Annotated in this window: 10 protein-coding genes; all 10 read left to right on the forward strand. The window is 40.0% G+C overall.

The window, feature by feature from the left end; all coding sequences use genetic code 11:
* The 10 genes from D1164_RS01840 to D1164_RS01880 all read left to right on the forward strand — a co-directional run bounded on the left by D1164_RS01840 (nucleotide 1) and on the right by D1164_RS01880 (nucleotide 14,403).
* Nucleotides 1-1,842, forward strand: coding sequence for a T9SS type A sorting domain-containing protein (locus D1164_RS01840; RefSeq protein ID WP_119348216.1), 1,842 nt, complete (start codon nucleotides 1-3; stop codon nucleotides 1,840-1,842).
* A gap of 12 nt (nucleotides 1,843-1,854) precedes the next feature.
* Complete coding sequence (locus tag D1164_RS01845; protein ID WP_119348217.1) at nucleotides 1,855-3,087, forward strand: glycoside hydrolase family 27 protein; 1,233 nt, start codon at nucleotides 1,855-1,857, stop codon at nucleotides 3,085-3,087.
* 49 nt (nucleotides 3,088-3,136) lie between these two features.
* The gene (locus tag D1164_RS01850; RefSeq protein WP_119348218.1) at nucleotides 3,137-4,384 is read left to right on the forward strand and encodes a M14 family zinc carboxypeptidase; all 1,248 of its coding nucleotides are present in this window, start codon (nucleotides 3,137-3,139) and stop codon (nucleotides 4,382-4,384) included.
* A gap of 50 nt (nucleotides 4,385-4,434) precedes the next feature.
* Nucleotides 4,435-6,642: an alpha-amylase family protein gene (locus D1164_RS01855; protein WP_172594303.1), complete on the forward strand. Its 2,208-nt coding sequence runs from the start codon at nucleotides 4,435-4,437 to the stop codon at nucleotides 6,640-6,642.
* A gap of 47 nt (nucleotides 6,643-6,689) precedes the next feature.
* Nucleotides 6,690-7,451, forward strand: coding sequence for an SDR family NAD(P)-dependent oxidoreductase (locus D1164_RS01860; RefSeq protein WP_119348220.1), 762 nt, complete (start codon nucleotides 6,690-6,692; stop codon nucleotides 7,449-7,451).
* Nucleotides 7,452-7,503: 52 nt separating this feature from the next.
* The gene (locus D1164_RS01865; protein ID WP_119348221.1) at nucleotides 7,504-8,769 is read left to right on the forward strand and encodes an Nramp family divalent metal transporter; all 1,266 of its coding nucleotides are present in this window, start codon (nucleotides 7,504-7,506) and stop codon (nucleotides 8,767-8,769) included.
* A gap of 79 nt (nucleotides 8,770-8,848) precedes the next feature.
* Nucleotides 8,849-9,025, forward strand: coding sequence for a hypothetical protein (locus D1164_RS23705; protein ID WP_172594304.1), 177 nt, complete (start codon nucleotides 8,849-8,851; stop codon nucleotides 9,023-9,025).
* An 854-nt stretch (nucleotides 9,026-9,879) separates the two neighbouring features.
* Nucleotides 9,880-10,407 carry a peroxiredoxin family protein gene (locus tag D1164_RS01870; protein ID WP_119348222.1) on the forward strand — a complete coding sequence of 176 codons (528 nt, stop codon included), beginning with the start codon at nucleotides 9,880-9,882 and terminating at the stop codon, nucleotides 10,405-10,407.
* Nucleotides 10,408-10,587: 180 nt separating this feature from the next.
* Nucleotides 10,588-12,531 carry a protein-disulfide reductase DsbD family protein gene (locus D1164_RS01875; protein WP_119348223.1) on the forward strand — a complete coding sequence of 648 codons (1,944 nt, stop codon included), beginning with the start codon at nucleotides 10,588-10,590 and terminating at the stop codon, nucleotides 12,529-12,531.
* A gap of 57 nt (nucleotides 12,532-12,588) precedes the next feature.
* Nucleotides 12,589-14,403, forward strand: coding sequence for a glycoside hydrolase family 2 protein (locus D1164_RS01880; RefSeq protein WP_119348224.1), 1,815 nt, complete (start codon nucleotides 12,589-12,591; stop codon nucleotides 14,401-14,403).
* Nucleotides 14,404-14,421: the final 18 nt, after the last annotated feature.

The following is a 14,421-nucleotide window of genomic DNA, read 5'->3' on the forward strand; positions in this document are numbered from 1 at the left end:
ATGGCAGTCACATTGATAGATAAATTGACACGTTTAGGGGTAGTTTTATCTTGCCTGTTAGGTTTACTTTTAAATACTTCCGCGGATGCCCAAAAATTGGCATTCCCAGGAGCACAGGGATGGGCTGCCTATACTCCCGGGGGGAGAGGTGGAAAAATTATCAGAGTAACCAATCTGAATTGCCAAGGGGCAGGATCTCTTGCTGAGGCTATCGCTGAAACAGGGTCACGAATTATTGTTTTTGACGTAGCGGGTATTATAGATTTGCAAGGTTCTGTTTTATCTATCCATGAACCTTTTCTTACCATTGCTGGGCAAACGGCTCCTTCGCCTGGGATAACGATTATTGACGGGGGTGTCAGTATTAGAACCCACGATGTAATTGTTCAGCATTTAAAAATAAGGCCAGGAGCCGCTCGCCATACGGAAGGATGGGAACCAGATGGAATTTCAACCTACAAAGCTTCGAATGTCATTATTGACCATTGCTCCATTACCTGGGCTGTCGATGAAAATTGCTCTGCTTCGGGCCCCCGGTTTGAAGGTATTACACCAGACAAATGGAGGAAAAATACTTCTCATGAAATTACGATGAGCAATAATATTATTAGTGAAGGTCTAAGTCAGGCGACACATAGTAAAGGTGAACATTCCAAAGGCACTTTAATTCATGATAATGTTACGAATGTCGCTGTTTTAAATAATCTGTATTCTTCAAATAAGGATAGAAATCCACTTTTTAAAGGAGGAGCAAGAGGTGTTATCGCTAATAATTATATATACAATCCGGGAGGACTGGCGATCGGATATATTATTGTGGCTGATGAATGGGAAGGTCATAGTTTTGAAGCCGGAAAATTGTCTGTTGTAAAGAATGTTTTACAATATGCGAATGATACAAGGGACATTTCATTAGTATATGCCAATCAGGGGCCTTGCGAAATTTACATGGATGGCAACATTGCAAAAAACAGGTTCGGGAATGATATTCCGCAGTATAAAAGTGATCCTGAGTTGTTGGTTAATAACATTCCAGTTTGGAATGATAATATTTTGCTTGTAGAAGCTAAAAACTTACTGGAAAATATGAGCCGTCATATTGGCGCCAGACCATGGGAACGAGATGAAATAGATACACGGATTATTAATAATGTAATTAACAAGGGAGGAAGAATCATTAATCTCGAAACTGAAGTTGGTGGTTTCGGGGTAGCTAAAGGAAATTACTCGGAGTTTAAGACAGACGAGTGGAACTTAAATTATATGATAAAGCTTTCTCCCCAAATATTCATTCAGGAACCAACAAATGGGAGTGCTTTCAGAAATGATTCTATAATTTCTGCCAGCCTGAATACAGCATCTTTTGGAAATGAAATTGAGTACGCCGAGCTTTTTCTTGAAGGAGAATCCCTTGGTAGGGATTACAACGTTCCATTTTGTTGGGAGTTCTATTGTAAAGAACCGGGTGCTTACTCTGTGGTTGCATTTGTTTTAGAAAAGAATGGAATGTTTTACGCATCCCGTTCTATTCAACTATCAATTTTACCCACAACAGGAACACGGCCCGATTTAAGAAACAATTCTGAGAGTTTACATTTCATGGTATTTCCAAATCCTACAGATGATTCATTCTTTATAAAATATACTCTTAATCAAAAAAATGATGTGATACTCAAATTTTTCGATTCTCAGGGGCTTCTAGTTCATAAAACCAAAATGAAAACCCGGCAAGAAGGAATGCACATTTTCTCATGGAACCGGGGAAAATTACCTTCCGGAGTTTATTATGTTGTCATTGAAGCTGGAGATTATACAAATGCCAGGAAGATTATTTACAACTAAATTATATCGAAGATGAAGAAGTTAATTTTTATATCAATCAGTTTGTCTTTTTTACTTTTTAGCTTTTTTGTAAAAGCTCAAAAGCAGGAAGGAGTAGCACTTACTCCTCCAATGGGGTGGAACAGTTGGAATTGTTTCAGGGTGGAAGTCAACGAAGAAAAAGTAATGGAGATTGCAGATGCGATGGTTAGCTCCGGGATGAAGGATGCAGGGTATGAATATATTATAATTGACGATGGCTGGATGACCGACCAGCGTGATCCCAACGGGCATATTATTGTAGATTCGGAGAAGTTCCCAAGTGGCATGAAAGCTTTGGGAGATTACATTCACAATCTGGGACTAAAATTCGGTATTTATTCAGCTCCCGGTTGTTACACTTGTCAGGAGTTAATGGGTAGCTATGAACACGAACAAATTGATGCTAATGATTACGCAGCCTGGGGAGTGGATTACCTAAAATACGACTGGTGTAAATACCCAAGCACAAAAGAGGTGGCTTTGGAAACTTCTGTTTCAGATTGCCGGGAATCATTTGAATTGATGAGGGATTGTTTGCGAAAAACAGGTCGTTCTATAGTTTATAGTGTACATGTTCAATGTGTTGGGTGGGGAACAGAAGGTGATTCTTACCCTTGGGTAACCGATGTTGCACACCTGCATCGTTCAAGTGATGATATAAAAGACAATTGGGACAGAATGCTTTATTGTCTTGATGAAAATGCAGAATTGTGGGAATATGCCAGGCCAGGTTTCTGGAACGATCCCGATATGCTTGAAGTTGGCAATACAACACAGGAACGCTTATGGGGTGGGATCGACAGCACGAAGATGACCACTCTTGAATACCGCACACACTTTTCCATGTGGTGTATGATGGCAGCTCCCTTAATCGCGGGCAACGACTTAAGGTCAATGACTCCGGAAATAATTGAAATTTTAACCAATCATGAAGTTATTGCCATTGACCAGGACCCATTGGGGAAACAGGGAAGACGAATCAGGGTTGACGGTGAACTGGAGGTTTGGTGCAAAGAATTATCCGGTAACCGCAGAGCAGTAGCATTATTAAACCGAAGCAACGAACCAGCAGATATTGTTGTCAGTTGGAAAGAATTAGGCATCTCTGGAAAGTATAAGGTCAGAGATTTATGGGAACATAAAAATCTGGGGAAATTTAAAGGGAAATTTATTGGGGGAAATATAAAACCGCACGATGCTGTGGTTCTATTAATCTCAAAATAATATTAAACGATGTTTCAAAATGGAATAAAACACTTAGAACTTGAAATCAATGAGAATATTTTTTAACAGAGCCATATATTTAAGTTTGGGGTTCCTTTTTCTTTACTCATTTCCCCTATTGAGTCAAAACAACAATATAAATATCAAATTTATCGATTCTTATTTTGAGAATGCATCACCAGTTACCTGGGCAATACAAGGCGATACCATTGTAAAGATTTCGTTAATCCCCGATTACGAGAGAGAAACCCTTAATCGTCAGACCGATCACTGGAACTTTAAAATAGAAGCCCCCAAAGGCACAACGATTAAATTTATTTTGTCAAAACAAGAAGCTGATATTTATAATGGCAGGCTGGCCAAAAACTGGTGGAATTTTGAACACGGTATCTCCTGTTATGTTTCATACGACCAAAAATCATGGACCCCAATACATATTTCAAAATTGTCAGGTCATGAACTTCTGGTTGAAATGACCATGGAAGAAAATTTTGTGTATGTAGCCAATATTCCCCCTTATACGCTTTCCGATCTTGAAAATCTGAAACAGAGAATCGAGAGTAATCATCGTATAAAAATCATCACTATAGGGGAAACCGTTGAAAAAAGGCCTCTCGAGATAATAAGGCTTGGTAATCCAAAGGCACAACATTCGATTTTGATACGTGCCCGTGCGCATCCATGGGAACCCGGAGGTAATTGGGTTATTGAAGGACTAATCAATAAATTTCTTGAAGAAAATTCAAAAAAATGGCTGGAAGCATTTTGTATCTATATTATGCCAATGGCGAATAAAGACGGTGTTGTGAGGGGAATGACAAGGTTTAATGTTCGTGGAAAAGACCTTAACCGAAATTGGGATGTGATGGCCGACACTTTGCTTTGTCCTGAAAAATATGCACTGGAGAAATTTATTGAAGAGCTAATCAAAACAGGAAAAAAACCATGTTTTGCAATTGACATACACAATGATGACTATGGAAAGATACATGCTGCCCATTGCAGTAAGGGCGATAAAGTTTATTTGGATAAACTGCATTTATTTGAAAGTTTAATGAGAGAACATACATCTTTTTCAGAAGGAGTGAAGTACTCCTGGGAAACTAAAAACAGCTTGATCCCCGCTTCAACATTTCAAAATGGATTATCTCTGAGATATGGTATTGATGCCATTGTATATGAACTGAATGCTAACTGGATTGCTTCCCTGGGAAAAGTACCGGAAGCAAAAGACTGGATGGAAATCGGGGCAAATCTTAATCAGGTATTTTATGAATTTGCAAATCAATTAAAATGAAAAGACAAAAACAAAACAAAGAAATAATGGGACATTCTTTTAATTTAAAAATGGATTTAAAAAATTGCTTGGTTTTATTGGTAGTAATAATCCTTTTGTCAGCAACATCAACCCATTGTCAGCCAGTTTTAATACAAGATAAAGGAGATAAGTATAGTTGGATACAAACCGCCAGAGTATTTTTACTGGATGCTTATCAACCACCGTTTGCTCCGGAATTGGAATACGATGCACACGCGCTGGTTGATGCAATGGTTGATATGAATGCCAACGTGCTTCGGTTTGGCACTATGGGAAAATATGCCACCATACAGGGTATACGTTTCAGTGTTCATCCCGATCAGGGAAAAAGGGATTTGCTTTTTGAAACCATTAAGTTGTGTAAAGAAAAGGGAATTAAGGTTATCCCTTATATATCAACAGGGCATAAACTGGCATGGTCGATGGTAACTGAAGATTATCCCGAATATGGGCAAAAATCAACCCCCGGCGGGTTGCCTTACAGGAGTCACATGTATGTGGGAGAGGATCATGGTACAGTATGCTGGATGACCCCTTACAAAGAAGCATTTCTTGATTATGTAGAACATGTGGTTCGTGATTATGATATTGACGGAATCTATTTTGATGCCTGGTTTCCCCATTACTTTTGGAAAGGTAAGCAAGTGTGTTATTGCGAAGGATGCCGACAAGGATTTAAGAGAGCAACAGGCCTTCAAATTCCTTATCATGAGAAAGAGGAAGACTATACTGGCAAAGAGAATGAAACAATTAAAAAGTACCATGAATGGTACAATGAGGAGTATATTACGGAAGTTGTTCAACCGGTTAGGGAAATGGTGAAAAAGTATAAAGACATTCCTCTGATTTCAAATATTAACAATCCCCAAAAGATGGCAGCCCTTGACCCCAGGATAGTTAATGCAATGGACGCTTTTCTGTATGAGCGGGGGCACACGATTTTAGAACGTGCCGAAGGGGTGAGTGTGCCTCGTTCGCTGGGGCTGCATATTTTACCTTATATAGGCGTTTACCATAACTGGCCCCGCCTGGCTTTCAACGGATATAATTACCAGCAACAAATATTTACAAACCTGATGTTTGGTGGCGGTTCAATAATTGCCCAACCAACAGGTTATATTGAAAATTCAGAACATAGGAAATTTATCAAATATCCTTTTCATATCATTCAGCAAAACGAGGAGAAACTGAAAGACCTGAAAAATTATCCTAATATCGGTGTAGTTTGGGCCGATAACAGTTCTGAAGAACATCAGAAAGATAGTTGGAACGAGGGAATGACGGATGCCCGTTCTTCATCATTAGGAGCATTTTCTGCATGCCTATATGGTCATATTCAGGTGAGTTCCGTCAGTGAGTTTATATTAGACAAACCTGATTTACTTGCCGAATACCCTGTTCTTTATCTTGCCAACATTCCTTATATATCAGAAGAAAGAGTTCGAAATATTAAAGAGTACGTGGAAAATGGAGGATGCATAGTTGCTAGTTACCAAACCACTTTATTTGATTCGAAAGGAAAGCTCCAAAACTATTTTGGGCTGGAAGAATTACTAAAAGTCAAACCTGTAAAACCTAAGGGTGAATTAGCCGAGATTATTAATAGCTATACAGCGATGGTTGGGGGCCCTAACGATTTATATCTTCAGATAACCGATGAGGGCACTAAAGCTTTTAAAGATATATCTGATTCCAGACTTTTTCCCGTTTGGTTTTATCAACCGTTTGAAGCAATGGAAGGAGCCGACATTTTAATGAATATTGTTACAGGACCTGATCGCAAAGCAATACTGCCCGGTGTTGTCAAATCAAATTATGGAAAAGGGCAGGTGATTTATTGTGCCTCGGCATTGGAATCTCTTTATAACTCAGGTGGACAAGATATTGTACAGGAATTGATCCTGAAAATAATTGAAGTTGTGAATAAAAAACCAGCCCCATATACACTAACAGCTCCGGCATCGTTAATTGCTAACCTAACGATAACTGATAATAGGTTGGTAATGCATCTAACAAACTGGACGGGTAATAAATTTGAGCATCCCTGGAGGAATGAATATTACCTGGCTCCGGTAGAAGATGTCAGTTTACAAATTCAGATTCCGCAGGGAAAGAAAGTTAAACAGGTCAGCACAATGGTTGAATCTGATTATAACCAGAGAATATCAGGACAAACTCTTGAATTATTCTTCCCCCGTGTGGAATCTTATCAGGCAATAGTAATTGAGTTAGAATAAAATACATCTATATATAAAACAAAGGACATTTAGCAGGAGGTAATTTTATGGGAACATTAAAAGGAAGAACAGCCTTTATAACAGGGGCTTCACAAGGTATTGGTGCCGCCATTTCCGAGTCGTTAATTAATTCAGGATGTAATATTTGTATGCATTATTATCACTCCTCCTCTGGGCCGGAACGTATAAAAGAAATAGCAGAAAAGAAGGGACAAAAGGCAGTTGTTATACAGGCCGACCTAACCAATGAAAATGGGGTCAAAGATTGTATAACAAAAGCTACAGGGCATTTTCCGGTTTTTGATATTTTGATTAATAACTCTGGTGCTCTTGTTGAAAGAAGGCTATTAGCTGAAGTGGATACCAGATTCTGGCAAAAACTGCTCGATCTAAATATGACAAGCATGATGCTTGTTACCCGGGAGTTACTTCCATATTTAAATAAACAGGAAGGGGCTAGCATCGTTAATATCTCTTCACTTGCAGGCAGAAAAGGGGGCCATCCCGGTTCTTTGGTCTATTCAACAACAAAAGGGGCGGTTTTAGCATGGACCCGCTCATTATCTTCAGAATTAGGCCCGTTCGGAATCCGGGTTAATGCTGTTGCTCCGGGCTTTATAGAAGGAACTCGTTTCCATAAGGAGCACACAACGCGCGAGTCCGCCGTGGAAACTATAAAGGGTATCCCCTTAGGGCGTTCTGGTACTCCCGAAGATGTTGCGAGAGCTGTCACTTTTCTTGCATCAGAATATGATGGTTTTATTACCGGAGAAACAATTGACATTAACGGGGGAATCTATTGTGCCTAAAAACTAAAAAACATTGAACCAACAAAAAACAGGGACTTTAAAAGCTGAATGAATGAAAAATAATATATTTTCAAAAACGTGGAAATTCCTCCTGTCTATCGGGCCAGGTATATTTTGTATTGGTTTTACCATCGGTACAGGTAGTATTACATCTATGACGAAAGCTGGAAGCATGTACGGAATGCAGCTATTGTGGGTACTTTTTCTGAGTGCCTTTTTTTCATGGGTTTTAATGGAAGCTTATGGCAGGTTTACACTTGTAACCGGAGACACAGCCATTTATGCCTTCCGCAAAAATTTAAAATTTGGTAAAGCAATTGCATTAATCACAGTTGTCAGTATAACAATAGGACAATGGGGTGCTTTATCGGGAATATTGGGGCTGACATCCAACGCTATTTATGAAATACTATTCCTCTTTTTTGACGGAGGAGCAAAGAGCAAATATGAATACTGGTTCGTCCTGGGAATTGCCGTCGTAATTATTATTACTATGTTTTCCCTTCTATCTATTGGAAGGTATTCATTTTTCGAGAAAGTTCTAGTCATCTTCGTTACAATCATGGGAATATCATTTATTATTACCATGTTTATTGTACCTCCAACTTTCAATGAAATTACCAAAGGTTTTAAATTTCAGATTCCGGAAGGGAAAGATGGGAATCTGATGGCAACTGCATTTGTCGGCACTACTATGGCAGCCGCTACTTTCATTGTCAGGCCATTGGTACTGCACGGAAAAGGTTGGGGAAAAAGCAACCTTAAAGATCAATCGAGAGATGCACTTTCTTCCGGTATTTTAATTTTTTTTATAAGCATGGCTGTAATGATTTGTGCTACAGGAGCAATATTTGGGACGGGAAAAACTGTAACAAAAGTATTGGATATGGTTACAACCCTTGAACCATTGGCAGGGAGATTCGCTGTTGCGTTATTTATGACCGGTGCATTAAGTGCCGGCCTTTCTTCTATTTTCCCTATCCTGATGGTTGCGCCCATCATGTACAGCGATTACAAAGGGGATAAACTCGACCTAAAATCAAAACATTTTAAAATACTTACAGTAATTGCCAGTATTTTAGGTCTGATGGTCCCTGTGTTGGGAGCAAACCCGATTGCAGCACAAATTGCTACCCAGGTGGTTAATGTTTTTATCCTTCCTTTGGTAGTTGGAAGCATTATCATTCTCATTAATCGGAAAAAACTTATGGGAAAGCATAAAGCCGGTTTATTTATGAACATGGCTTTGGTAACAGCTTTTGTTTTTTCATGCTTGATTTCATATACAGGGATAATATCGTTGATTGAAATGTTTTGATCAATTCGAGGAAAGACAAAAGACACGAACTAATGAGCTGTGGGTTAGGATATAACCTGCTTTAGCACCGAAAAAGGTTTTGTTTTATCTCTCGCTTGTTACCGAAGCTTATTCAAAGAAAATTGTTGGCTGGTGCCTGTGCCCCGACCTTACCAGCGAAGGGGCTTTAAATGCCCTGAAAATGGCCATTTGGGGGGAAGGAGTAAAGCAGAATCTAATCCACCATTTCGATCCTGTAACAAAAACCAGCGATTAAATAGGATACTGCAAGAAAGATCAGGAAGAAAAACGTTACCTGTCCCGTCAACCAGGACTAACAAAGAAAGATGTAATTATTTGCAGGAGCAAAAAATTGAATAGTTTTGTAAACCAGTAAATGCAGAATAAACATTTACACCTATCAGAAATAAAAGTTAAATCTGTCAGCTATTTCAGGAAAGGACAGAATTTTCTCAATTAAAACGAGCCCTGCTGTGTTTTTTTTGTTCTCCTGTTCTTTTTTTTGAATTTCAGTGCGACAGAAAATCATAAATTGTTTCGTTTTTCTCATCTGGGAGAAAAATGAAATGGGGATTGGGGCAAAGCCCCAAACAAGTGGATAACCAGTCTGTTGTTATCAATAAGGTTTTGTAAGTAAAGTTTCTTACATCGAACTAACGTTGTTTAGTGAGATTTAATCACACCTTCAAAGTTAGTTTTGAGAAAATTTAAGGTAGGAAAAAAGTCAAATGAATATTGAAAGTTAAGCGCGATTACTTTTTTACTCCACCGGATTTTCAAGGTGACCCTTTCTCTCCATCGTTTTTGTTTAACGTAAAATTAAATCCTCCTGATATTCAGTTCATTTTTGCATCCCCTTTGTCGTTTCCCTAAAACGTTGCTTTTCTTCTGGCTTTTATTCAGATATTTAAACGTATGGGTTTCCAACCCATAGCAGTCAGGTCTTTCAGGACATAAAACCATTCAACGAAGGAGGATGTTTATAAGTTACATATTGTGTATATCCTGACAAAATTTCACTAAATGTTGAACACTTTGTGATTTTGTCGTGATACATTATGCAGATTTTTGGCATCGAAATGATTTTATGTTGTATTTAATTTTATTGATATGAAGTTTGAATATAGAATTCCCCTGGTAGCAATCTTGTTGATTGGTACTTTATTTGCCAAAGCTCAGAATCCGGTTGATTTTGAACTTTCTTCTGCTACCGACAAAAGTCGGTTCGTTTTAAGTGAGGCAAAAGGAAAATTTGTAGCGCTGCATTTTCTTTTAAAAACGGAGTGTCCGTATTGCCTTCTGCACACGCATGACTATTTGAGTAAATCAGCGTCCCTTTCCAATGTTATACAGGTTTTTATAAAGCCTGATACGGAAGAAGAAATAGAAGAATGGGCAAAGGGCTTACCTGAAGAAGAACTCGCACAGTTCCCCATTTTTCGGGATCCCGAAGCAAAACTTGCCGCTCAGTTTAATATCCCGGACGGATATGGCTTTCACAATCAGTTTGTTCATTACCCGGCACTAATTTTATTAGGACCTGACGGGAAGGAAGTTTTTCGTTACATTGGAAAGAACAACACCGATCGTTATCCATTCGAAAAGTTTAAAATCAAAGTTCAGGAACTCTCTCAATAATTTTTTTTCAGAACGAATGTGAAAATTGTTGGTTTGGTTTTTGTTGAAGCGTGGAGCTGAAATCGTTCATAACCCGATAATTATGGGTTTTGTGTTTATGTCAGTAAACAAAATGCGATGTTTGTTGTATTGAAATATTTACATTTGTAGATATTTTTTAATTGAATATTTTTTTCAAACATGAAGAGATTATCATTAATAGTTTTGGTTTATTTAATTGCGTTACCCGCAATTGCCCAAATCATAGAGCCTATAAACTGGTCATTTGACGCCAGGCAAAAAGGAAGAGATGTTGAATTGATTTTTCAGGCCAGTATCGATAAAGGCTGGCATTTGTATGATACTCACCTTCCGGAAGGTGGCCCAATTGCCACTCAAATGGTTTTTGAAGATTCTACGTTATTTGAGTTTGTTGGTGAGCTGGAAAAAGAACCACAGCCCGTGGAGAAGTTTGATAGTATTTTTCAGCTAAACCTTCGCTTTTTTAGCGATGAAGCAACATTGACGCAAAAAATCAGGTTGAAAAATGACTCTCCGGTTGATATTAAAGGATACGTCCTTTTTATGGGATGCGACGATGAAATGTGTCTTCCTCCCAATGAAGCGGAATTTTCTTTTCAGCTAAACGGGAGTAAAGGAACGCAGAGTGAAGTTGTACCTGCTTTGAGTGATGAAGAAGGTAATCCGGGAGCTACTTCCGGATCGGCCAGCGGACAAACGCTTTGGCTTTTTATTTTGATTTCTGCCCTTGCGGGTTTTGCGGCCATTTTAACTCCCTGTGTTTTTCCGATGATTCCTATGACGGTTTCATTTTTTATGCGGGGAAGTGAAAACAGAGGGAAAGCTATTCGAAGCGGGTTCTTTTTCGGATTTTCCATTGTGCTGATTTTTTCGGTGCTCGGAGCTTTGTTTACCTTTGGACTCTTTGGCCCGAATGTAGGCAGTATATTGAGTACACACTGGATTCCTAACCTGTTGTTTTTCCTGCTTTTCCTTGTATTTGCAGTTTCATTCTTCGGGGCCTTCGAAATTGTTTTACCCAGTAGCCTGGTAAATAAAACTGACTCAAAGGCTGAACAAGGTGGAATGGTAGGCGCCTTTTTTATGGCCCTTACCACCGTTATTGTGTCATTTTCCTGCACCGGCCCGTTCATTGGAGCGCTTATTATTGAGGCAGTGCAAGATGGTGGAATGCGTCCTTTGATCGGTATGTTTTTCTTTGGACTGGCTTTTGCCACTCCTTTTACCCTGCTGGCTATTTTCCCTTCGGCGCTCAGCAAACTTCCAAAGTCTGGTGGCTGGCTGAATTCGATAAAAGTTGTTTTTGCTTTCATTTTGCTCGCTTTTGGTCTGAAGTTCCTGAGCAATATCGACCAGGTGTACGGACTAAACTTTATCAGCCGTGAGATTTATCTCGCCATCTGGATTGTTTTGTTCTTCTTTTTGGGATTGTACTTTTTGGGGAAAATCAAATTTTCTCACGACAGTGAGTTACCATATATTGGAGTAGGAAGGTTATTGCTTTCTGCAGCTACATTCACTTTTGTCATTTATTTGTTTACCGGTTTGTTTGGGGCGCCGTTAAAATCCATTTCGGCATTGTTGCCCCCGCAAAGTGCTGGGCAGTCATACTTTCAGGCTGGAACTGCCGGCCCAACGGTTCCCGATCAGTTGTGCGGACCGGCAAAATATGCCGATAAGTTGCATTTGCCGCACGGACTAAACGGTTATTTCGATTACGAACAGGGAATGGCCTGTGCCAAAGAGCAGGGAAAACCAGTGTTTCTGGTTTTTAAAGGACACGCCTGTGCAAACTGTAAAAAAATGGAGAATGGCGTTTGGGCCGATCCCCGGTCGTTGAAATTATTGTCGGAGGAGTATGTTGTGATTGCCCTTTATACAGATGATCGCACAACGTTGCCGGAGGAGGAGTGGATCACATCCAGTTTGGATGGAAAAGTGAAAAAGACGATGGGCAAAAAGAACCTTGACTTTCTTATAGGAGAATATGATACCAACAGCATCCCCTTTCATGTAATTATTGAACCTGACGGCACCGAACACAAGTTAGGAGTCACTTTTGAAGAAGACAAATTTGTTTCATTTCTGGAAAAAGGAATGTAACCGGCTTATTATTTTTAATAAACCTTTGCTTATTTTTGAAAATAAAAACTTTGGTATATGAAGGAGGTCATGCTTACCATTATTCTCGGTGGTTTTTTTCTTCTGGCATTTGCCGGGGAAGGAGAACCTGAAGGAGACAGACTTAAAAGTATATGGGGCGAACAGGTGAACCCCGAAAATCCTTTGCCTGAATATCCGCGACCTCAGATGAAGAGGAACGAATGGCGGAACCTGAACGGGCAATGGAGTTACGCATTAACGGAAAAGGGAAGCAGCTTTCCCACTGCATTCGACGGTAAAATTCTTGTTCCTTTTCCAATTGAATCCAGCCTTTCCGGAGTGCAGAAACGGGTAGGGGAAAACCAGGAATTGTGGTATCAGAGGACTTTTACAATTCCATCTTCCTGGAAAAATAAACAGGTAATCCTGCATTTTGGGGCAGTTGACTGGAAAGCCGATGTGTGGGTGAATGATATTAAAGTGGGAATGCACAAAGGAGGCTACACACCTTTCAGCTTTGATGTTACTCCTTTTCTGATAAAGGATGGCGCCCAGAAATTGATGGTAAGAGTTTGGGACCCTACGGACAAAGGATTCCAGCCCCGGGGAAAACAGGTTGAAGACCCGGGCGGAATATGGTACACACCGGTTACCGGTATATGGCAAACTGTGTGGATTGAGCCTGTTGAAAAAACATACATTTCTCATTTGAAAACCATTCCAAATATTGACGGAGAGAATGTTACTGTTTTGGCATCGGTTGAAGGAATAACTTCATCTGATATTGTTGAGGTGAAAGTACTGGAAAACGGGAATGTGAAAGGTATTGGCAGGGCCGCAGTCAATGAGGAAGTCCTGGTAAGCCTCCCCGGTGCCAAACTTTGGAGCCCCGAATCTCCTTTTTTGTATGATATGGAGGTTTCTGTTTTGCGTGAAGGAAAAGAATTGGACAAAGTGGAGAGCTATTTGGGAATGAGGAAAATATCTGTTGCCAGAGACGCCAATGGCATTGTAAGAATGCAATTAAATAACAAGGATTATTTCCAGTTTGGACCGCTTGACCAGGGGTGGTGGCCCGACGGGCTTTACACAGCTCCTTCCGACGAGGCCCTGTTGTATGATATTAAAAAAACCAAAGACTTCGGTTTTAATATGATTCGTAAACATGTGAAGGTAGAGCCGGCCAGGTGCTACTACCACTGCGACCGCGAAGGGATTTTGGTCTGGCAGGATATGCCAAATGGAGACCGCTCTCCTAAATGGCAGATGCGAAACTATTTTAATGGCCTTGAACTGAAGCGCAGCGCAGAATCGGAAGCGAATTTTCGTCGCGAATGGAAAGAAATAATGGACTTAACGTACTCAAATCCGTCTGTTGTTGTGTGGGTTCCGTTCAACGAGGCCTGGGGGCAGTTTAAAACACCGGAAATTGTGGAATGGACAAAAAATTACGATCCTTCCCGGTTGGTGAATCCGGCCAGTGGAGGGAACCACTACGATGTGGGAGACATACTCGACATGCACAATTATCCGGAACCTGTAATGGGCCTGTTCGACTCCAAACGTGTCAACGTATTAGGAGAATACGGAGGAATTGGACTGGCAGTGGAAGGACACTTGTGGGAACAGGATCGCAACTGGGGATATGTGCAGTATAAAACTTCCGAAGAAGCTACGGATGCTTACATCAAAATGGCCGAAAAACTAAAGCAACTAATACCGAATGGTTATTCAGCAGCCGTTTACACCCAGACTACGGATGTGGAAATGGAAGTTAACGGCCTGATGACATACGACCGGAAGATTATTAAGCTGATTGAAGAAAGAATCAGGAAAGTGAACAAAGAGGTTTGTAATGCACTGAATGAATAATGTAAAAAGATGCTGCTA

This window comes from Mariniphaga sediminis (assembly GCF_003573545.1).
Lineage (GTDB): Bacteria > Bacteroidota > Bacteroidia > Bacteroidales > Prolixibacteraceae > Mariniphaga > Mariniphaga sediminis.

What these genes read in the sequence shown, in the direction of transcription:
- D1164_RS01840 (WP_119348216.1), top strand. Translation starts at nt 1, where the DNA reads ATGGCAGTCACATTGATAGATAAATTGACACGTTTAGGGGTAGTTTTA.
- D1164_RS01845 (WP_119348217.1), top strand. Translation starts at nt 1,855, where the DNA reads ATGAAGAAGTTAATTTTTATATCAATCAGTTTGTCTTTTTTACTTTTT.
- D1164_RS01850 (WP_119348218.1), top strand. Translation starts at nt 3,137, where the DNA reads ATGAGAATATTTTTTAACAGAGCCATATATTTAAGTTTGGGGTTCCTT.
- D1164_RS01855 (WP_172594303.1), top strand. Translation starts at nt 4,435, where the DNA reads ATGGATTTAAAAAATTGCTTGGTTTTATTGGTAGTAATAATCCTTTTG.
- D1164_RS01860 (WP_119348220.1), top strand. Translation starts at nt 6,690, where the DNA reads ATGGGAACATTAAAAGGAAGAACAGCCTTTATAACAGGGGCTTCACAA.
- D1164_RS01865 (WP_119348221.1), top strand. Translation starts at nt 7,504, where the DNA reads ATGAAAAATAATATATTTTCAAAAACGTGGAAATTCCTCCTGTCTATC.
- D1164_RS01870 (WP_119348222.1), top strand. Translation starts at nt 9,880, where the DNA reads ATGAAGTTTGAATATAGAATTCCCCTGGTAGCAATCTTGTTGATTGGT.
- D1164_RS01875 (WP_119348223.1), top strand. Translation starts at nt 10,588, where the DNA reads ATGAAGAGATTATCATTAATAGTTTTGGTTTATTTAATTGCGTTACCC.
- D1164_RS01880 (WP_119348224.1), top strand. Translation starts at nt 12,589, where the DNA reads ATGAAGGAGGTCATGCTTACCATTATTCTCGGTGGTTTTTTTCTTCTG.